Origin of the sequence: Pelomonas sp. Root1444, from assembly GCF_001426885.1 — a bacterium.
GTDB lineage: Bacteria > Pseudomonadota > Gammaproteobacteria > Burkholderiales > Burkholderiaceae_C > Pelomonas.
This window is the reverse complement of record NZ_LMFP01000003.1, coordinates 698,449-717,827: the sequence shown is the minus strand read 5'-3', so window position 1 is coordinate 717,827 and position 19,379 is coordinate 698,449. Positions and strand designations below refer to the sequence as shown.

Genomic DNA, 19,379 nt, shown 5'->3' with positions numbered 1-19,379 from the left:
TGCCTCAGAATTGCCATATGAGTTTTACTAACCAGAAAAAATTCGATGCCGGCCCGCGCCGCTGGGCCTTGCGGGGCGATTTGCTGGACTTCACGGCCGCCCCAAGCTGGGGCGACACCGAATCGCCAGCGGTGCGTTTCGACCGCGACCACTGGCTGCTGATCGAGGACGGCCGCATCGTCGGCCGCCAGGCGCACGAGCCCGACGACAGCTGGGCGCGCAAGGACCATGCCGGCCAGTTGGTGCTGCCGGGCTTCATCGACACCCATGTGCACTGCCCGCAGCTGGAGGTCATTGGCTCCTACGGCACCGAGCTGCTGGATTGGCTGAAGCGCTACACCTTCCCGAGCGAATGCGCGTTTGCCGACCCGGTCCGCAGTCGTGCGGGGGCCGAGGTGTTCCTCGACGCGCTGCTGGCCAGCGGCACGACTGCGGCGGTCGTCTTCGCGACGGTGCACAAGGTCTCGGCCGAGGCGCTGTTCGACAGCGCCGCCGCGCGCGGCATGCGGCTCATTACCGGCAAGGTGCTGATGGACCGGCACGCGCCCGACGGCCTGCGGGACGACGTCGTACAGGCCGAGCAGGACTGCATCGATCTGATCGGCCGCTTCCATGGCCGTGACCGCCTGGCCTATGCCGTGACCGTGCGCTTCGCACCGACCAGCACGCCCGAGCAACTGGCCATGGCCGGCGCGCTGTGCCGGGCCGATGCCAGCCTCTACATGCAGACGCACGTCGCCGAGAACCGCGCCGAGGTGGCGTGGGTGGGGGAGTTGTTCCCGCAGGCGCGCAGCTACCTGGACGTCTACGACAGCGTCGGCCTGGTGCACGAACGCTCGGTGCTGGCCCACGGCATCTACCTCGATCCGCACGACCGTGTCGTTGTCACCGACCGCGGCGCCCAGGTGGCGCACTGCCCGTCGAGCAACCTTTTCCTCGGCAGCGGCCTGTTCGATTGGCCGGGCGCGGCCTTCAACGTCAGCCTGGCCTCCGACGTGGGTGGCGGCACGACGCTGAGCCTGCCGCGCAACATGCTGGACGCGTACAAGGTGCAGGCCCTGCGCGGCGAGCGGCTGACGGCCTGGTGCGCGCTGCATGCGGCCACGCGCGGCGCGGCCGAGGCGCTGCAGCTGGGCGGCGAGATCGGCGGTCTGTCGGTCGGCCAGGTGGCGGACCTCTGCGTGTGGGACTGGGCCCGCGGCCCCGTCGCCGAAGCGCGCGACGCCGTCGCCCGCGAGTTGCATGAGCGCGTGTTCGCCTGGATGACGCTGGCCGACGAGCGCAACCTCGCCGCCTGCTACGTGGCGGGCCGTCAACGCGTCTGAACCGCCCATCCCGCCCATCCGCCGCTTCGTCACAAGCCGCATGGGGAAGGTGTTGCGGCTCGGTAGAGTCTGCCCACCCTATTGAACGGAAGACGCCATGAGCCGACCCCTGCTGACCCTCGTTGCGGCCCTTGCGCTGCTGGCCGCCGTGCCCGCAGCCACCGCTGCCGACATCAAGCCCGCAGCTGCAGCGCCCAAGCCGGCCAAGCGCTACACCATCGAGCAGTTCATGGCCACCGTCAACATCGGCGGCGCCAGCTTCTCGGCGGACGAGAGCCGCATCCTGTTCCACAGCAACGAGACGGGCATCTTCAACGTCTACGCGATGCCCGCTGCCGGCGGCAAGCCGGTGCAGCTCACGCACTCCAAGACCGACAGCCATTACGCCGTCAGCTTCTTCCCCGCCGACGACCGCTTCCTCTACACGCGCGACCAGGCGGGCAACGAACTGAACCACCTCTACGTGCGCGAGCTGGACGGCAGCGAGAAAGACCTGACGCCAGGCGAGAAGCTCAAGGCGCAGTTCCGCGGCTGGAGCGGCGACGACACGGCCTTCTACGTCGCGACGAACGAGCGCGATGCGCGCTTCTTCGACCTCTACCGCATCGATGCCAAGACCTATGCGCGCACGCTGGTGTTCAAGAACGAGGCGGGCTGGCAAGTCAGCGACATCAGCCGCGACGGCCGCTGGCTGGCGCTGGGCAAGGTCAATACAACGGCCGATGCCGACGTGCACCTGGCCGACCTCAAGAGCGGCGAGATCAAGCACATCACCCGACACCAGGGCCTGGCGCAGTACGCGTCGCAGGACTTCGACCCCGAGAGCCGCGAGCTGCTGATGACGACCAACGACGGCGGCGAGTTCACCCGCGTCATCGCCTATGACCTGGCCAGCGGCAAGACCCGCGAGGTCGAGAAGGCCGACTGGGACGTGGCCTACACGGCCTTCTCCAAGGACGGCCGCCATCGCGTCACCGGCATCAATGCCGACGCCAGCATCGCGTTGCGCCTGTACCGTGACGGCAAGCCCGTCGCGCTGCCCCAACTGCCGGGCGGCGAGGTGCGCGGCGTGTCGTTCTCGCGCAGCGGCAAGCGCATGGCCTTCTACGTGAACGGCGACCGCTCGCCCAGCAACCTGTTCGTCGCCGAGGTCGGCGCCAACGCGGCGCCGAAGCAGCTGACGCAGAGCCTGTCCAAGGACATCGACCCGGCCGAACTGGTGGACGCCGCCGTCGTGCGCTTCAGGAGCTTCGACGGCATGGTGGTGCCGTCCATCCTGATGCTGCCCAAGGAGGCGTCTGCGGGCCACAAGGTGCCCGCCATCGTCTGGGTGCACGGCGGCCCCGGCGGGCAGACCATGCGCGGCTACTCGGCGCTGATGCAGTACTTCGTCAACAACGGCTATGCGGTGCTGGGCATCAACAACCGTGGCAGCTCGGGCTACGGCAAGAGCTTCTTCACCGCCGACGACGGCAAGCACGGCCGCGAGCCGCTGTGGGATTGCATCGAGGCCAAAACCTTCCTGGCCAGCACCGGCGTCATCGACCCGGAGCGCATCGGCATCGTCGGCGGCAGCTATGGCGGCTACATGGTGTTGTCGGCCATGGCCTTCCGGCCGGAGGCATTCAAGGTGGGCATCGACATCTTCGGCGTCGCCAACTGGATACGCACGCTGGAAAGCATCCCGCCGTATTGGGAGAGCCAGCGCCTCGCGCTGTATCAGGAGGTCGGTGACCCGGTGAAGGACCGCGAACGCCTGATGGCCACGTCGCCGCTCTTCCACGCCGGCGAGATCAGGAAACCGCTGATGGTCATCCAGGGCGCCAACGACCCGCGTGTCATCAAGCCCGAGAGCGACGACATCGTCGCGGCGGTGAAGAAGAACGGCGTGCCGGTGGACTACCTCGTGTTCGACGACGAGGGCCACGGATTCTCGAAGAAGAAGAACACGCTGGAGGCCAACCGCCGCATGGTCGAATTCCTCGACAAGTACCTGAAGCCTGGCGTGGGCCAGGCCGTCAAGTAAGGAGCGCACGCGATGTTCAGCTTCCTGCTCTGGTGCGTGCTGTTCGTGCTCTGCTGGCCGCTCGCGCTGCTGGCGTTGCTGCTGTGGCCACTGGTCTGGCTGGTCACGCTGCCTTTCAGGCTGCTGGGTGTCGCGGTCGACGGCGTGTTCGCGCTGCTGCGCGCCATCGTCATGCTGCCGGCGCGGGTGCTGGGCGGGCGCTGACGCGGGTCAGGCGATGTCGAGCGCGTGCAGCGGGTACTGCCCGCCAGCGCGCCGGTCCTCGAAGAAGCAGCGCAGCGTTTCCCGCGTTGTCTTGAAGGCGATCTCGTCCCAGGGGATCTCGTGTTCGGCGAACAACTTCGCCTCCAGCGACTCGGGGCCGGGGTTGAAGTCGGGCGAGCGCAGGCGCGCCCGGTAGAACAGATGGATCTGCCCCACGCGCACGACGTTCAGCACCGTGTACAGCGGCCCCATCTCGACATCGGCGCCCGCTTCCTCCTGCGTCTCGCGCAGCGCGCCTTCGGCCGTGGTCTCGCCCAGTTCCATGAAGCCGGCCGGCAGCGTCCACAGCCCATGACGCGGCTCGATGGCGCGACGGCACAGCAGCACGCGGCCGTCGGCCTCCCACACCGGCAGCGTGCCGACGACGTTGAGCGGGTTCTGGTAATGGATGCTGTGACACGCCGGGCAGACGGCGCGCTCGCGGTTGTCATCCGCGGGGATGCGGTACTCCACGGCGGCGCCGCAGGCGGGGCAGTGTTTGAAGCGGCTGGGGAAGGGCATGTGCCGAGTTTAGAAGGCACAAAATGACAGGCATGAAGCTCTACAACTACTTCCGCTCGTCCGCGTCCTGGCGCGTGCGCATCGGCCTGGCCTTGAAAGGCCTGGACTACGACTACGCACCCATCCATCTGCAGAAGAACGAGCAGTTCGCTGGCGCGTTCGCCAACCAGCAGGTTTCGCACCTCGTGCCTGCGCTGGTGCTGGACGACGGCCGCTGGCTCAGCCAGTCCATGGCCATCCTCGAATACCTGGACGAGACCCACCCCGAGCCGCCGCTGCTGCCGCGCGATGCGGTGGCGCGGGCGCAGGTGAGGGCGCTGGCGCAGGACATCGGCTGCGACATCCACCCGGTGAACAACCTGCGCGTGCTGCGCTACCTGAAGAACGACCTGGGCCAGGATCAGGCCACCGTGGACCGCTGGTACCGGCACTGGGTCGCGACGGGCCTGGCCATCGTCGAGCAGCGCCTGGCCGGCACCGCGGGCGAGTTCTGCTTCGGCGACACGCCGGGCCTCGCCGACTGCCTGCTCGTGCCCCAGGTCTATAACGCCCAGCGCTTCGAATGCCCGCTGGACGGCTACCCCACCGTCATGCGCATCAACGCCGCCTGCCTGGCGCTGCCGGCGTTCTCGAACACCCAGCCGAGCGCCTGTCCCGATGCCGCTTGACCCGACGCCCTGGCTGCGCCCGGCCTGGCCCGGCGTGACGGCCTTCATGACGACGCTGGGCCCGAACTTCGGGCGCAAGGCGGGCGACCCGGCGCTGGCCATGGCCCACCGTGCCGAACTCGCCGGGCTGCTGGGCGCCCGGCCGGTGTTCCTCGACCAGGTCCACGGCGCGACCGTCGTGCGACTGCAGCGCGACTGGCATGACGGCAACGCGCCGCAGGCCGACGCGGCGGTGTCGACCGACCCGGCGCTGGCCGTGGCCATCCTCGTGGCCGACTGCCTGCCGGTGCTGTTCACCGCGCCCGGCGGCGTGGCCGGCGCGCATGCGGGCTGGCGGGGGCTGGCGGCCGGCGTGCTGGAGAACACCGTGGCCGCGCTTTGCGAGGCCGCGGGCTGCCCGCCGGGTGATGTGCAGGCATGGCTCGGCGCCTGCATCGGGCCGGAGGCCTTCGAGGTCGGCCCCGAGGTTGTCGCCGCCTTCGGGCGCGTGCCGGTCGAGCGCGACCAGCCGGGCTTCCTCTATCGACCTAACCCCCAGCCTCGGTGGCGCGCCAACCTTCCCTTGTTGGCTCGCGAACGCCTGGCCGCAGCCGGCGTCACCGGCATCAGCGGCGGTGGCTGGTGCACGCTGACCGATGATTCACGGTTCTTCTCGTTCCGGGGCGAAGCCCTCGGCCGGCCTCGCGGTCGCATGGCCGCCTGCATTGCCCTCGGCCGCTGATTCCGCTGCGCGGCGCCTGCGCCGGCGGCCCGGCGTGCCCAGGATGTAGAGCAGCAGGCTCAGCGGCAGCACGCCATAGAGGAGCAGCGTGACGAAGGCGCCGAACAGCGTGCCCTGGGGGCTGAGCGCTTCCGCGGCGGCCATCATCAACGCGACATAGGCCCAGGCGATGGCGACGAGATACATGGTGCGAGGGGTGTCATCGGCGCGTCAGCGCCTGAAATTACAAGGTACAAGGTGGGGTCTGCGGATGTGGCAAGCTTATTGCAACGGATCGAGACAGGACCGCTGAGGAGATTCATGGCCACTCGCACGAAGAACGACACGCCGCCCGCCGAAGGGCAGGTGTTCGCGGACCTGATGCAGCAGATGTCGCATCTGCCCCAGATCTCACCCACGGCGCTGGCCGAGTTGCAGGCCGAGTACCTGAAGCAGGCCACCGCGCTGTGGAACGCGTCGCTGGGCCACGGCGAGGCGCCGGCGGTCAGTGACCGGCGGTTCTCGGCACCGGAATGGCGGTCCAACCCGGCCGCCAATTTCATGACCCAGCTCTATCTGCTCAACGGCCGCACGCTGGCGCAGATGGCCTCCAGCGTCGAGGCCGACGACAAGACCAAGGCACGCATCCGCTTCGCGGTGCAGCAGTTCGTCGATGCGGCCTCGCCCAGCAACTTCCTGGCGTTGAACCCCGAGGCGCAGAAGCTGGCGCTGGACAGCCAGGGCGAGACGCTGGCCCGCGGCCTGCAGCAGTTGTGGGGCGACGTGCAGCGCGGCCATGTGTCGCAAACGGACGAAAGCGCCTTCGAGGTGGGCAAGAACGTCGCGACGACCGCGGGTCATGTGGTGTTCGAGAACGAGCTGTTCCAGCTCATCGAATACACGCCGCTGACGCCCACCGTGAAGGCGCGCCCGCTGCTGATGGTGCCGCCCTGCATCAACAAGTTCTACATCCTCGACCTGCAGCCCGACAACTCGTTGATCCGTTATGCCGTGGCCGAGGGCAACCGCGTCTTCGTCGTCAGCTGGCGCAACCCCGACGAATCGGTCAAGCACCTGACGTGGGACGACTACATCGAGGAAGGCGCCATCGAGGCGCTGCGCGTCGCGCAGGAGATCTCGGGCCAGGACAAGATCAACACGCTGGGCTTTTGCGTCGGCGGCACCATCCTCGCCACCGCGCTGGCCGTGCTGGCCGCCCGTGGCGAGCAGCCGGCCGCCAGCGTCACGCTGCTGACCACGCTGCTGGACTTCGCCGACAACGGCATCCTGGACATCTTCGTCGACGAGGCCAGCGTGCGCCTGCGCGAGGCAACGCTCGGGCCGGAGTGCCCCAAGGGCCCGCAGCTGCTGCACGGCCAGGAGCTGGCCACCACCTTCAGCTTCCTGCGCCCCAACGACCTGGTGTGGAACTACGTCGTCGGCAACTACCTGAAGGGCGAGGCGCCGCCGGCTTTCGACCTGCTGTACTGGAACGGCGACTCGACCAACCTGCCCGGCCCGATGTACTGCTGGTACCTGCGCCACACCTACCTGCAGAACGAGCTGAAGCAGCCGGGCAAGCTGACCGTCTGCGGCGAGAAGGTGGACCTCGGCGCCATCGACGCGCCGGTCTACATCTACGGCTCGCGCGAGGACCACATCGTGCCGTGGACCAGTGCCTACCGCAGCACCCAGCTGCTCAAGGGCAAGAGGCGCTTCGTGCTGGGCGCCTCGGGTCATATCGCGGGTGTCATCAACCCGCCGCCCAAGCCGGGCAAGCCGCCCAAGCGCAGCCACTGGATCGCCAAAGGGGCGACGCTGCCGGCCGAGGCCGATGCGTGGTTCAAGACAGCCACCGAGCACCCCGGCAGCTGGTGGCCGGACTGGTCGGCCTGGCTGGCCTCGCACGCCGGCGCGGCCAAGCCGGCGCCCAAGACGCCGGGCAATCGGAAGTACAAACCCATCGAAACCGCACCTGGCCGCTACGTCAAGGTGAAGGCCTGATTTCAGCAAAGGAGACTCTCATGAGCCAGCAAGACATCGTCATCGTCGCCGCCGCGCGCACCGCCATCGGCAAGTTCGGCGGCACGCTCGCCAAGACGCCCGCCAGCGAACTGGGCGCCGCCGTCATCCAGGACCTGCTGCGCCGCACCGGCCTGGCGGGCGACCAGGTCAATGAAGTGATCCTCGGCCAGGTGCTGACGGCCGGCGTCGGCCAGAACCCGGCGCGCCAAGCCGTCATCAAGGCCGGCCTGCCGCACGCCGTGCCGGCCATGACCATCAACAAGGTCTGCGGCTCGGGCCTGAAGGCCGTGATGCTCGCGGCGCAGGCCATCCGGGACGGCGACAGCGACATCGTCATCGCCGGCGGCCAGGAGAGCATGAGCCTCAGCCCCCACGTGCTGCCCAACTCCCGCGACGGCCAGCGCATGGGCGACTGGAAGATGGTGGACACCATGATCAGCGACGGCCTGTGGGATGTGTACAACCAGTACCACATGGGCATCACCGCCGAGAACGTCGCCAAGAAGTACGGCATCACCCGCGAGCAGCAGGACGCGCTGGCGCTGGGCAGCCAGCAGAAGGCGGCCGCGGCGCAGGACGCCGGCCGCTTCAAGGACGAGATCGTGCCCTTCACGATCCCGCAGAAGAAGGGCGACCCCGTCGTCTTCGCCGCCGACGAGTTCATCAACCGCAAATCCAACGCAGACGCGCTGGCCGGCCTGCGCCCCGCCTTCGACAAGGCCGGCAGCGTGACGGCCGGCAATGCCTCGGGCCTGAACGACGGCGCGGCCGGCGTGGTCGTCATGACCGCCGCCAAGGCCGCGGCACTGGGCCTGACGCCGCTGGCGCGCATTGCGTCGTACGCGTCGGCCGGGCTGGACCCCGCCTACATGGGCATGGGTCCCGTGCCTGCTGCCAGGAAGGCGCTGGAGCGCGCCGGCTGGAAGCCCGCCGACCTGGACCTGCTGGAGATCAACGAGGCCTTCGCGGCCCAGGCCTGCGCCGTGCACAACGAGATGGGCTGGGACCTGAGCAAGGTCAACGTCAACGGCGGCGCGATCGCGCTCGGCCACCCCATCGGTGCCAGCGGCTGCCGCGTGCTGGTCACGCTGCTGCACGAGATGGTCAAGCGTGACGCCAAGAAGGGTATTGCGTCGCTGTGCATCGGCGGCGGCATGGGTGTGGCCCTGACCGTCGAACGTTAAGAGAGATTCTCAAATCACCACTGAAGGAGACAAACCATGAGCCAGAAAATTGCCTACGTCACCGGCGGCATGGGCGGTATCGGCACCGCCATCTGCCAGAAGCTCGCCAAGGCCGGCTTCAAGGTCATCGCCGGCTGCGGCCCCAGCCGCGACTACCAGAAGTGGCTGGATGAGCAGAAGGCGCAGGGCTTCAGCTTCCACGCCTCCGTCGGCAACGTCGCGGATTGGGACTCGACGGTCGAGGCCTTCACCAAGGCCGTGCAGGAGCACGGCACCATCGATGTCCTCGTCAACAACGCCGGCATCACCCGCGACCGCATGTTCCTGAAGATGACGCCGGAGGACTGGAAGGCCGTCATCGACACCAACCTGAACTCCATGTTCAACGTGACCAAGCAGGTCGTCCCGGGCATGGTGGAGAAGGGCTGGGGCCGCATCATCCAGATCAGCTCGGTCAATGGCGAAAAGGGCCAGGCCGGCCAGACCAACTACTCGGCCGCCAAGGCCGGCATGCACGGCTTCACGATGGCACTGGCCCAGGAGCTGGCGGCCAAGGGCGTGACGGTGAACACCGTGAGCCCGGGCTACATCGGCACCGAGATGGTCAAGGCCATCAAGCCCGAGATCCTCGAGAAGATCGTCGCGACCATCCCGGTCAAGCGCCTGGGCACGCCGGATGAGATCGGGTCGATCGTCGTGTGGCTGGCGAGCGAGGACTCCGGCTTCTCCACCGGCGCCGATTTCTCCTGCAACGGCGGCATGCACATGGGCTGAGCCTGCGAAGGCCCATGCCCGCAAGCCGGCTGCCTCGCAGCCGGCTTTTTCTTTTTTTGCGGCCGCCGCCAGGTGGCAACAAACGCACGCTTGCGGCCAGCAGGCCCCCTGCGCTTTGCTCTTGCGCAAGAGATCCGCGAGCCGGCTGACTACATTTCCGGGCGACGCGCCGCGGACCGGCGCATGAGTGATAGGCCTGACCATGAACGTTGTCTTCCTGCCTGCCGTGAGGCTGATGTGCCGTCTGCCGATGGCGCACAAGTTCCTCATCGTCTGCCTTTGTTTTGCGATCCCGCTGGTCTACATGTGGGTGTCGCTGGCTGGCGACCGCGCTGATGCCCGCGCTTTCTCGGCCAAGGAACTGATCGGCGTCACGCAGGTCCGCCAGGCCAGCGCCCTGCTGAACGCGGCCATGGTGCTGCGCGGCACGTCCATCGGGTTGAGCGCCAAGACGCCCGGCGCCGAGGCCAAGCGTGACGACGCGCTGGCCAGGTTCGAGGCCCAGGCCCAGGCCCTGGAACGCGAGATCGGCACGGCCAACGACCCGCTGAAGCTGGCCCCAGGGCTCGCCACCGTGCGCGCCAAGGCCAAGGCCCTGGTGGCGCTTGGCACGGCGGCCGAACCCGAGGCCGTCATCACGGCCGGCTACGCGCTGACCGACGCGTTGCAACTCCTCATCGAGCAGGCGTCGTCGGAATCCAACCTGGCGCTGGACCCGGATGCCGACACCTACTACCTGATGCTCACCGTCACCGACGCGCTGCCGCGCCTGCAGGACGCGATCGGGCGCATGCGCGCACTGGGCGCCGCCGCCGCCCATCTCGGCACGCCGCCCTACGGCATGCTGCAGCGCCTGCACCAGGCCCACACGCTGACGGACGAGTACCTGAACCGCCTGACCGGTGCGCTGAATCGCGTGGCTGCGGCCAACCCCGAAGCCGTCGCGGGGCTGGACTTGCAGCTGGCCGAGCGCATCCGCAAGGACTTCGGCGAGAAGTTCGACCAGAGCTTCGTGCTTGGTGAGCCGCCCAAGGTCGAGGCGGCCGCCTGGTTCGCGCTCGGCACGGCGCAGATCGCCGCGACCGACAAGCTGCAGCGCGCCGCCGAGGAAAAGCTCGCCGAGCTCGTCGCCGTCCGTGTCGACCGCCTGACCCGCAGCCTGTGGATGGCCATGATGCTGGCCATCGTCTTCGTCGCCATCGCCCTCTACGCGTTGGTGAGCTACTACCTCGCCGCGCGCAGCATCTGCGCCGCGATGGGCCAGCGCATCGAGGCGCTGGGCGCCGGCGACCTGAGCGACACCGAGGCCCTGGAGGGCCGCGACGAAGTCGTCCTGGCGACCAACGCCCTGCGCGAGGCGGTGCAGCGCCTGAGCCGCCTGGTGCACGAGGTGCGTGCAGGGGCGGAACACATCTCCACGTCGGCCACGCAGATCTCCGGCGCCAACCAGGACCTGTCCGCACGCGGCAATGCGATGGCCTCGGTCGTCGAGCAGACCAGCGCCAGCACCGGCGTGCTGGAGCAGACCGTCGACCACAACATGAGCAGCGCCCGCGAGGCCCACGACCTGGTGCAGGGCGCGGCCGGCCTGGCGGGCCGGGGTGGCGAGATCGTGCAGCGCGCCGTCAAGTCCATGGACGAGATCACCGCCAGCTCGCGCCGCATCGGCGACATCATCCAGGTCATCGACTCCATCGCGTTCCAGACCAACATCCTCGCGCTCAATGCCGCCGTCGAAGCGGCGCGTGCCGGGGAGCAGGGGCGGGGCTTCGCGGTCGTCGCCGGCGAGGTGCGCTCGCTCGCCCAGCGCTCGGCCGAAGCGGCGAAAGAGATCAAGACGCTGATCGGCTCCTCCATCGAGGCCGTCCAGCGGGGCGAAACCTATGTGTCGGAGGCCGGCGGCTCGATGGGCGAGATCGTGCAGGCCATCCAGCGCGTCGCCAGCATCGTGGGCGACATCAGCAGCCAGTCGTCGTCGCAGGCGGACCAGATCCGCCAGCTCGCCGCTGCCATCCGCGAGGTCGATTCGACGACGCAGCAGAACGCCGCGCTGGTCGAGGAGACGGCGGCCTCCGCCGCACTGCTCGAGGACCGTGCCGGCCAGCTGCGCGACGCAGCGGCGCGCTTTCGCACGGCGCAGGCCTGACAACGGCCCCGGGCCGATGCTCTGCTCGGCGTGTTCTTGACGCCGCTGTAACCCCATCGGCCCCGCCGCGTGTGCCGTTACCTTTGCCCCCGCACATTCGCGACGGATGTCACAGGGGCGCTGGGCTGCAAGGCACCAGAAAGGAAGCGGTTGGCGGAAGATTCGAATTGCAATGCAGCCGAGCATTGAAATCAAGAATGTGAGAGGTTACGTTGCCCCATCTGCCTTCCAGGGCGGAGGCCACCGGCTCCGGGGTGGGCCGACTCTGTGCTTTCGCTGTTGCCCTGACGTGCGTCGTGCCGAGCGCCTTCGCGCAGGACGCACTGCTGGATGACGCGCGCGCGCGGCTGAGCCGGCGCGACGCCGCCGGCGCCTACGCGCTGCTGGCGGATGCCGAAACCAGGCGCGCGGGTGATGCCCGCTTCGACTACCTGCTGGGTGTCGCCGCCCTGGATGCCGGTCACGTCACGCGTGCGATCTTTGCGCTCGAGCGCGTCGTGCAGGTGCGTCCCGAAGACACGCTGGCCCGTGCCGAGCTCGGGCGCGCCTACCTGGCAGCCGGCGACGCGGACGCGGCGCGCGAGCAACTGCGCATGGCGCGTGGCGGCCAGCTCCCGGAAGAGGCGTCGGCCGCGATCTCGCGCGTGATCGGACTGATCGACCAAGTGGCACCCGCGGCCGGGCCGCAGTGGTCCGGCTACCTTGAGATCGGCGCGACCTACGACAGCAATGTCAACAGTGCAACGCAGCAGGGCGAGTTCGCGATCCCGGCCTTCGGCGGCATCCTGTTCCAGACCAGCCCGGAGAACCGCCAGCGGCACGATCTTGTGCTCGCCACGGCGGGTGGCGTCAATGCCGAAACGGCGCTGTCGCCGTCCTGGAAGCTGGTGGGTGCCGCGAACGTCCGTGCCAACGTGGACCGCGTTGTCCACGACATGAATGCCGTCTTCGTCGACGTCACCGCTGGCCTGCGCCACACGGCCGGCACGCAAAGCCGGGTCATTGCGCTGCAGAACAACACGGCCTGGGTGGGCGGCCGCCGGTACCGCACCGCCAATGGCGCGAGCGCGCAGTGGCAGTCGCAATTCAGTGCCGGCGCCCAGGTGAGCGTGTTCGCGCAGTGGTCGCGCCAGAACTACAGCGGCCAGGCGGAACGCGACACCGACCGCCTGCTGCTGGGGATGGGAGCGGCGTGCCAGTTCGGCGGCGCCGGCCCGCTGTCCTACGGCAGCGCCTATGTCGTGCAGGAGCGTGCCAGGGCCACGGCGTTCCCGAGCTTCGGCCACCGCGGCGCCGGTCTGCGGCTGGGTGCGGAACAGCGCCTCGGGCCCGGCGTCGTGACATTCGCCGAATGGCAGTACGAGCAGCGCCGCTATGGCGGCACCGAACCCTTCTTCGACCTTGCCCGCCGTGATCGCCAGAACGACCTGGCTGCGGGGCTGCGCTGGAGCGTCGAGCCGCGCTGGCAGGTGATCGCGCAAGCGCGCCGTGCGCTGGCCGCGTCCAACGTCGTGCTGTACGACTATTCGCGCAGCGTGTTTCAGATCACCGCGCACAGGAGTTTCCAATGAGCCGCATGCATGCGCTTCGGCGTGCGATGGTGGCGCATCGCAGCCGCGCCGTCCCCCCCGCCACCCACCTTCGCAACGCGCTCACGACCGCGGCGCTGTGCGTTGTCGGCGGCCTGGCCTGGGCGGGGCCGTCAGCCACCGCGCTGTTCACGAACGGCGACGTTCGAGTGCTTTCCGCCAAGGGCGTGGTTCGAGAATTGAAGACCGGCGAGGTCGTGCAGTCTGGCGAAACCGTGCAGACCGGCAAGGGTCGCGTCCAGCTGCGCATGGTTGACGGCGCGACGATGGCGCTGGGGGAGCGCACAACGCTGCGGCTGGACGACTACCGCCTCGCCGGCCCGGCAGGCGACGATGAGCGCGGCTTCATGAGCCTGCTGGGCGGCAAGCTGCGCACGATCAGCGGCAGCATCGGCAAGCCCCGGACCGACAACTACAAGCTCGACACGCCGTCGGGCACCATCGGCATCCGCGGCACCGAATACACCGCCGACGTTGACGACGGACTGCGCGTTGGCGTGATCGACGGGCGCGTGGCAGTCTGCAACGACGGCGGTTGCGTGGAGGTGGCGAAAGGGTCTGCGGCCTATGCGCCGAATCGGTCGGTGAAACCCGGCGTCACTGCCCAGCACCTGATGTACCTGCAGCCGGCAAATGCGGCCGATGCCGGCCTGGCGGTCGCTGGTGCGCCCTCATCGGCGACGGGCCTGTCGCCCGATGCCGCACGACCGACGTTGGGCGACAAGATCGCGCGTGAGTTCGCTTCGCCGGCGCCTGATGCGTCTGCGCCTCAGCCCGCACCTGCACCTGCACCTGCGCCAACGCCTGCTCCCACGCCAGCACCCGATCCTGCACCGGCGCCGACGCCCGCACCGACGCCAGCGCCAGCGCCAGCACCCACGCCGGGACCTGCACCGGCGCCAGCGCCCACGCCGGCACCTGCACCTGCACCCACGCCAGCGCCAGCGCCCACGCCGGCACCTGCACCTGCACCCACGCCAGCGCCAGCGCCCACGCCTGCACCTGCACCTGCACCTGCACCTGCACCTGCACCTGCACCTGCAACCGCGCCGGCACCTGCGCCTGCCCCGACGCCTGCTCCCACACCCGCCCCCGCCGCGACGCACAACGTCATGGCTGCCCTGGTCTGGAGCACCGAGAAGGGCGACAACGCGTCGGCCCAGATGGCGGGCACGGCGAAGTTCAATGCGCAGGGTGGCCTGCTGGAACTCGAGGATCCATCGAGCGGCAAGACCCTCGTCGAGAAGGGCACACCCATCGACGCGGGTGCCAATGGCGTCATCGCCTGGGGGCGCTGGATCGGCGGCCAGAGCAAGGTGCACGGCACCAGCGGCAAGGGCAACGGCGTTGACAACGGCAACCTGTCGACCTTGCACTATTTCACCGCCACGGCGTTACCTGCCGGGGCGACAGTGGGCACCTTCACATCGTTCGCGTCGACGTCGCCGACCGTTCAGTCGAACGGCGAACTGGTCGCGACCGGCACCGTCAACAGCGCTAGCGGCACCTTCAAGGCGGCGCTGCTTCTGCAGACCACGGGCGGCGCCAACTACACGCTGACGGTCCCGGTCTCGGGGCAGACGTTCTCGCTGGTCGGGGTGGCCACGCAGACCTCGCCGTCCACCTTCTCGGGCGTCTCGCAGATCACCAGCACGGGTACGGGGTGCGCGGGCGGCTGCACGGGCAGCCTGGGCAACAACGTCTCCGTGCTCGGCCAGATCGCCGGCTCGCAGGGAACGCACGCCGGCGTCGTCTATGGCTTCGACAGCCGCCTGGGCACCGTGTCCGGCGTCATCGTCTTCAAGCGCTGAGCCATGAGCCCGCCGGGTCTTGATCGCACGCCCCTGCCGCCCGGACCGTTCGGCGCGGAGTTGACGGTGGTTGCGGGCGGGATCCTGGTGATCGACGTTGCCGCCGTGCGTCAGAGCCCGGCGCTGGTCGAGGGGCTGCGCCGTGCCCGCTTCGTCGTGAGCGCCTGCAACGCGCAGGAGGCGATCGCGCAGATCGACCGCGGGGACTGGGACGTCGTGGTGCTGGATGCGCAGACCGGGCTTGACGAGGCGATCGCCCTGGCGGCCGCGATCCGTGCGCGCTATCCCGCCACGGTGCTGCCCATCGTCATGCTGGCCAGCGCCAGCGCGAGCGTCGACCAGCAGCGCGCCTTCGAAGCGGGTGTGAGCGACTGGATCAGCAGCCCGGTGGACATCGCGGACCTGGGCCGTCGCCTGTCCACGCTGGCGGAGCTGCGCCGGCTGCGCCGCAAGAGCGCGATGGACCGCACCAGTTTCGGCGCAGAGCTCTCCTCGCGTTCGCTGCGACTGAACGGCCTCATCGAGACCTGCATCGCCATGTCGATGAGCAATGAGCGGACGGCACTGCTGCAGCAGCTGCTGCTCGAGGGGCGACACCTGTTGAATTGCGACGGCGGCACCATGTTCATGGTCACCGAGGACGCCATGCTGCGCTTTGAGTTGCGCACGCGCAGCGACCCGCTGCCGGCCGAGCAGATCCCGATGTATGACCGGGACACCGGGCGTCCCAACGAGAACTACGTGTCCGTCTATACGGCGCTGCACAACTGCACGGTGCGCATCGACGACGTCTATGCCGAGACTCGGTTCGACCTGAGCGGCACACGCGCCTTCGACGAGGCCAGCAGCTATCGCACGGTGTCGATGCTGACGGTGCCGATCGCGCCGCGTGGCGGCGCACCCATCGGCGTGCTGCAGTTCATGAACGCGCTCGACCCCTCCACCGGCGCCGTCGCGCCCTTCGACCCGGAGGCCGGCGCGCTGGTGGAGGCACTGGCGGCGCAGGCCGCGGTGGCGCTGGACAACATGGAGCTGCTCGATTCCCAGAAGCAGCTGACGGAGAGCCTGATCCGCGTGCTCGCCACGACGATCGACGCCAAGAGCCGGCACACGGGTCGCCATTGCGAACGCGTGCCCGAGCTGGCCCTGCGCTTGGCGCAGGCTGCATGCGACGCGAGTGACGGCCCGCTGAAGCACTTCGCGTTCCGCTCCGAACGGGAATGGGAGGAGTTCCGCATCGGCGCCTGGCTGCACGACTGCGGCAAGGTGACGACGCCCGAGTTCGTCATCGACAAGGCCACCAAACTCGAAACCATCCACAACCGCATCCATGAAGTCCGCATGCGGTTCGAGGTGTTGCACCGGGATCTGGAGATCGAGCGGCTGCGGGCCCAGCTGGCCGGCACGTGGAGCGACGAGCAGGAAGCCGGCCACCAGGCGGCGGCCGCGCGGCTGCAGGACGACTTCGCATTCGTGGCGCGTTGCAACTTGGGTGAAGAGCCGATGGACGACGATGAGGTCCGGGCGCTTGCGCGGATCGGCGCGCGGCGGTGGACCCCGCTGTTCGATGACCGCCTCGGCCTGTCGGCCGCCGAGCTGGGCCGCCTTGCGACGGAGCCTGTGCGGGCCTTCCCCTGCAGCGAACCGCTGCTGGCTGACCGCCCGCGCGACATCGTGGCGCGCCCCGACGTCGAGCAGCTGGACCCGGCGTTCGGCTTCCGCATGGATGTGCCAGAGCATCTCTACAACCGCGGCGAGCTGTACAACCTGTCGGTGCGCAGCGGCACGCTGACGCGCGAGGAGCGCTACAAGATCAACGAGCACATGGTGCACACGGTGATGATGCTGGAGCGCATGCCTTTCCCGAAGCACCTGAAGCGCGTGCCGGAGTACGCGGGCACGCACCATGAGCGCATGGATGGCAAGGGCTACCCGCGCCAGCTCGGCGCCGAGCAGCTCTCCGTGCCGAGCCGGATCATGGCCGTGGCGGACATCTTCGAGGCCCTCACCGCGGCGGACCGGCCCTACAAGAAGCCCAAGGCGCTGTCCGAGGCGTTGGGCGTCATGCAGCGCATGGCCGGCACGCACATCGACGCCGAGGTCTTCAACCTGTTCCTGCGCTCCGGCGTCTATCTCGAGTTTGCGCACCGACACCTCAGCGCCGAGCAGATCGACGTTGTCGACCCGACGCCGTTCTATGCCACAGCATCGCTGGCCTAGCGCGAGCATGTGCGCGGCCCTGCGCTGCGGCCTGCATGCAGTCGCCCAACGCTGAACCGGGCCGGGCACGCTGGGCCTGGGCGGTGCCGCTCGCCGCGCTGGCGCTGGCGTTGCTCACCGCATGGTTCGACCCACCGGCCCTGCGCGGCTTGCGCTATGCCACGTTCGACCAGTTCCAGCGCTGGCATCCACGGCCGTATGCCGATCCCCCAGTGCGCATCGTCGACATCGACGACGAGAGCTTGCGCCGGGTCGGCCAGTGGCCCTGGTCGCGGGACAAGGTGGCACGGCTGCTGGCCGGCATCGAGCGCGGCCAGCCGGCTTCCGTCGCGGTGGACGTGCTGTTCGCCGAGCGAGATGGCACGGTACGCCGCACGGCCACAGACCCGGATGCCGACCTCGCGCGGACGCTGGCTCAAGGCAAGGTGGTGCTCGGCTTTGGCATGACGGCCAGGCGCGCCAGCCCGCCCGCCGGCGCGGACCCGAACGACGACGGGCTGACCCTGAAGGCAGGCTACTTTCCGCTGGGCGGCGACCCGACGCCCTTCCTGCCGGCGTTCTCCTCGAGCGTCGCCAACCTGCCGGACCTGCAGCAGGCCGCCGCGGGGCAGGGTGCGATGACCTTCATCCCCGATGTCGACGGCGTCGTCCGCCAGGTGCCTCTGGTGCTGAACCTGGACGGCCGGCTCGTGCCCTCGCTGGCGGCCGAGGCGCTGCGGCTGGCGGCGGGCGTGGGGCACTACACCTTGCGAAGCTCCGGCAATGAGGGCGGTGTCATCGACGTGCGCATCGGCGAGCGCGTCATCGCCACCGATGCTGGCGGTGCGCTCTGGGTGCACTACGCGCGCCCGCAGGCCGCGCGCTACATCCCGGCCTGGAAGGTGCTCGACGGCAGCCTGCCTGCCGATGCGTTCAGGGGGCGGATCGTGCTGGTAGGCACTTCCGCGCAGGGGTTGATGGACCTGCGCTTCAGCCCGCTGGGCGGCGTCATCCCTGGCGTCGAGGTGCATGCCCAGGCGCTGGAGCAGATCCTGACCGACCACCACCTGGAACGCCCGGGCTGGACACCGGCGGTCGAATGGATCGCCACGCTGCTCGGCTGCGGGCTCGTGGCGCTTCTGGCGATGAAGCGCAGCGCCGCGGTCTCGTCGGCCGGCTTCCTCGCGCTGGCCGCCGGCGCGGGCCTGGCAGCCTGGGCGGCGTTCGTGCGCGGCAGCCTGCTGCTGGACCCGCTCACGCCGATGCTGGCAATGGCCCTGGTGTTCGTCCCCACGACGGTGATGAGGTACCTGCAGAGCGAGCGCAGACAGCGCTGGATGAAGCAGACGTTCGCGCGCTACGTGTCGCCCAATCTCGTCGACTACCTGATCGCACACCCCGAGGCCCTCGTGCTGGAGGGCCGGCGCCAGCGCTGCAGTTTTGTCTTCACCGACCTGGCCGGGTTCACGAGGCTCATGGAGCGCATGGATCCGGCGACCGCAGTCGGCCTCGTCAATGGCTACCTCGACCGCATGATCGCCATCGCCTTCGAGCACGACGGCACGCTGGACCGCATCGTCGGCGACGCCGTGGCCATCATGTTCTCGGCGCCCGTCGAGCAACGCGACCACGAGCAGCGGGCGCTGCGCTGCGCACTGCAGATGCAGGCCTTCTCGCGCCGCTATGTCGACGACTTGGCGAGCCGTGGCATCGAGTTCTCCGAGACGCGCATCGGTGTGCATACGGGCGAGGTGACGGTCGGGAACTTCGGCGGCGAGGCGATCTTCGACTACCGCGCCCTTGGCGATGCCGTCAACACCGCCGCCCGGCTGGAGGGCGCGAACAAGCACCTGGGCACGCTGATCTGCGTGTCCGAGGCGACGCTGGCAGGCTGCCCGGATGCGCCGGCGCGGCCCATTGCCAGGCTGCGCCTCGCCGGCCGCGCCGGCTACCTGATGACCTACGAGCCGCTGCAGTCGCCCGATGCCGAGTACCAGCGCGCCTTCGAGATGATGCGCGGCGGCAGCGAACAGGCGCTGGCCGCGTTCGAGGCGCTGGCCAGCGAGCGGCCGGACGATGCACTCGTCCGCCTGCACCTTGCACGCCTGCGGTCGGGTACCAGCGGGGACGCGATCGAACTGCTCGAGAAGTAGCCCGCTGCGGGCGG

The 19,379-nt window shown here is 69.1% G+C and carries 15 protein-coding genes; 13 read left to right on the top strand and 2 right to left on the bottom strand.

The features are described from left to right. The first annotated feature begins 17 nt into the window (after nucleotides 1–17). The 3 genes from guaD to ASD35_RS06105 all read left to right on the top strand — a co-directional run bounded on the left by guaD (nucleotide 18) and on the right by ASD35_RS06105 (nucleotide 3,555). Nucleotides 18–1,325: a guanine deaminase gene (gene guaD, locus ASD35_RS06115; RefSeq protein WP_056873988.1), complete on the top strand. Its 1,308-nt coding sequence runs from the start codon at nucleotides 18–20 to the stop codon at nucleotides 1,323–1,325. A 97-nt stretch (nucleotides 1,326–1,422) separates the two neighbouring features. Then, nucleotides 1,423–3,351, top strand: a complete 1,929-nt coding sequence (locus ASD35_RS06110) for a S9 family peptidase (protein ID WP_082579947.1) — start codon at nucleotides 1,423–1,425, stop codon at nucleotides 3,349–3,351. Between the two features lie 12 nt (nucleotides 3,352–3,363). Next, a complete protein-coding gene (locus ASD35_RS06105; RefSeq protein WP_056873987.1) occupies nucleotides 3,364–3,555 on the top strand; it encodes a hypothetical protein in 192 nt (63 codons plus the stop codon). Between the two features lie 6 nt (nucleotides 3,556–3,561). On the opposite strand, the gene ASD35_RS06100 is transcribed toward ASD35_RS06105, so the two are convergent. After that, complete coding sequence (locus ASD35_RS06100) at nucleotides 3,562–4,116, bottom strand: NUDIX hydrolase (RefSeq protein WP_056873986.1); 555 nt, start codon at nucleotides 4,114–4,116, stop codon at nucleotides 3,562–3,564. A 32-nt stretch (nucleotides 4,117–4,148) separates the two neighbouring features. Between ASD35_RS06100 and maiA the strand changes: the two genes are divergently transcribed. After that, nucleotides 4,149–4,784 carry a maleylacetoacetate isomerase gene (maiA, locus tag ASD35_RS06095; RefSeq protein ID WP_056873985.1) on the top strand — a complete coding sequence of 212 codons (636 nt, stop codon included), beginning with the start codon at nucleotides 4,149–4,151 and terminating at the stop codon, nucleotides 4,782–4,784. Next, nucleotides 4,774–5,505, top strand: coding sequence for a polyphenol oxidase family protein (locus tag ASD35_RS06090; RefSeq protein ID WP_056873984.1), 732 nt, complete (start codon nucleotides 4,774–4,776; stop codon nucleotides 5,503–5,505). The genes maiA and ASD35_RS06090 overlap by 11 nt, the downstream gene beginning before the upstream one ends. On the opposite strand, the gene ASD35_RS06085 is transcribed toward ASD35_RS06090, so the two are convergent. Next, a complete protein-coding gene (locus ASD35_RS06085) occupies nucleotides 5,425–5,691 on the bottom strand; it encodes a hypothetical protein (RefSeq protein WP_056873983.1) in 267 nt (88 codons plus the stop codon). The genes ASD35_RS06090 and ASD35_RS06085 overlap by 81 nt on opposite strands. Nucleotides 5,692–5,865: 174 nt before the next feature. Between ASD35_RS06085 and phaC the strand changes: the two genes are divergently transcribed. The 8 genes from phaC to ASD35_RS06040 all read left to right on the top strand — a co-directional run bounded on the left by phaC (nucleotide 5,866) and on the right by ASD35_RS06040 (nucleotide 19,365). After that, entirely contained in the window at nucleotides 5,866–7,488 is a 1,623-nt protein-coding gene (gene phaC / locus ASD35_RS06080; RefSeq protein ID WP_235538284.1) for a class I poly(R)-hydroxyalkanoic acid synthase, read from the top strand. A gap of 20 nt (nucleotides 7,489–7,508) precedes the next feature. Continuing rightward, the gene (locus tag ASD35_RS06075) at nucleotides 7,509–8,693 is read left to right on the top strand and encodes an acetyl-CoA C-acetyltransferase (RefSeq protein ID WP_056873981.1); all 1,185 of its coding nucleotides are present in this window, start codon (nucleotides 7,509–7,511) and stop codon (nucleotides 8,691–8,693) included. A gap of 36 nt (nucleotides 8,694–8,729) precedes the next feature. After that, entirely contained in the window at nucleotides 8,730–9,467 is a 738-nt protein-coding gene (gene phbB / locus ASD35_RS06070; protein WP_056873980.1) for an acetoacetyl-CoA reductase, read from the top strand. Between the two features lie 202 nt (nucleotides 9,468–9,669). Next, nucleotides 9,670–11,613: a methyl-accepting chemotaxis protein gene (locus ASD35_RS06065; protein WP_157275399.1), complete on the top strand. Its 1,944-nt coding sequence runs from the start codon at nucleotides 9,670–9,672 to the stop codon at nucleotides 11,611–11,613. Nucleotides 11,614–11,909: 296 nt separating this feature from the next. Further along, nucleotides 11,910–13,184, top strand: a complete 1,275-nt coding sequence (locus tag ASD35_RS06060; protein ID WP_056873978.1) for a surface lipoprotein assembly modifier — start codon at nucleotides 11,910–11,912, stop codon at nucleotides 13,182–13,184. Then, entirely contained in the window at nucleotides 13,181–15,013 is a 1,833-nt protein-coding gene (locus tag ASD35_RS26470; RefSeq protein ID WP_082579945.1) for a FecR domain-containing protein, read from the top strand. Before ASD35_RS06060 ends, ASD35_RS26470 begins: the two co-directional genes overlap by 4 nt. Nucleotides 15,014–15,016: 3 nt before the next feature. After that, the gene (locus ASD35_RS06045) at nucleotides 15,017–17,233 is read left to right on the top strand and encodes an HD domain-containing phosphohydrolase (protein ID WP_082579944.1); all 2,217 of its coding nucleotides are present in this window, start codon (nucleotides 15,017–15,019) and stop codon (nucleotides 17,231–17,233) included. 35 nt (nucleotides 17,234–17,268) lie between these two features. Next, a complete protein-coding gene (locus ASD35_RS06040; protein WP_056873974.1) occupies nucleotides 17,269–19,365 on the top strand; it encodes a CHASE2 domain-containing protein in 2,097 nt (698 codons plus the stop codon). Nucleotides 19,366–19,379 lie beyond the last annotated feature (14 nt).

Excerpts from the sequence above, each read along its gene's own strand:
- guaD (WP_056873988.1), top strand. The coding sequence starts at position 18 with ATGAGTTTTACTAACCAGAAAAAATTCGATGCCGGCCCGCGCCGCTGG.
- ASD35_RS06110 (WP_082579947.1), top strand. The coding sequence starts at position 1,423 with ATGAGCCGACCCCTGCTGACCCTCGTTGCGGCCCTTGCGCTGCTGGCC.
- ASD35_RS06105 (WP_056873987.1), top strand. The coding sequence starts at position 3,364 with ATGTTCAGCTTCCTGCTCTGGTGCGTGCTGTTCGTGCTCTGCTGGCCG.
- ASD35_RS06100 (WP_056873986.1), bottom strand. The coding sequence starts at position 4,116 with ATGCCCTTCCCCAGCCGCTTCAAACACTGCCCCGCCTGCGGCGCCGCC.
- maiA (WP_056873985.1), top strand. The coding sequence starts at position 4,149 with ATGAAGCTCTACAACTACTTCCGCTCGTCCGCGTCCTGGCGCGTGCGC.
- ASD35_RS06090 (WP_056873984.1), top strand. The coding sequence starts at position 4,774 with ATGCCGCTTGACCCGACGCCCTGGCTGCGCCCGGCCTGGCCCGGCGTG.
- ASD35_RS06085 (WP_056873983.1), bottom strand. The coding sequence starts at position 5,691 with ATGTATCTCGTCGCCATCGCCTGGGCCTATGTCGCGTTGATGATGGCC.
- phaC (WP_235538284.1), top strand. The coding sequence starts at position 5,866 with ATGCAGCAGATGTCGCATCTGCCCCAGATCTCACCCACGGCGCTGGCC.
- ASD35_RS06075 (WP_056873981.1), top strand. The coding sequence starts at position 7,509 with ATGAGCCAGCAAGACATCGTCATCGTCGCCGCCGCGCGCACCGCCATC.
- phbB (WP_056873980.1), top strand. The coding sequence starts at position 8,730 with ATGAGCCAGAAAATTGCCTACGTCACCGGCGGCATGGGCGGTATCGGC.
- ASD35_RS06065 (WP_157275399.1), top strand. The coding sequence starts at position 9,670 with ATGAACGTTGTCTTCCTGCCTGCCGTGAGGCTGATGTGCCGTCTGCCG.
- ASD35_RS26470 (WP_082579945.1), top strand. The coding sequence starts at position 13,181 with ATGAGCCGCATGCATGCGCTTCGGCGTGCGATGGTGGCGCATCGCAGC.
- ASD35_RS06045 (WP_082579944.1), top strand. The coding sequence starts at position 15,017 with ATGAGCCCGCCGGGTCTTGATCGCACGCCCCTGCCGCCCGGACCGTTC.
- ASD35_RS06040 (WP_056873974.1), top strand. The coding sequence starts at position 17,269 with ATGCAGTCGCCCAACGCTGAACCGGGCCGGGCACGCTGGGCCTGGGCG.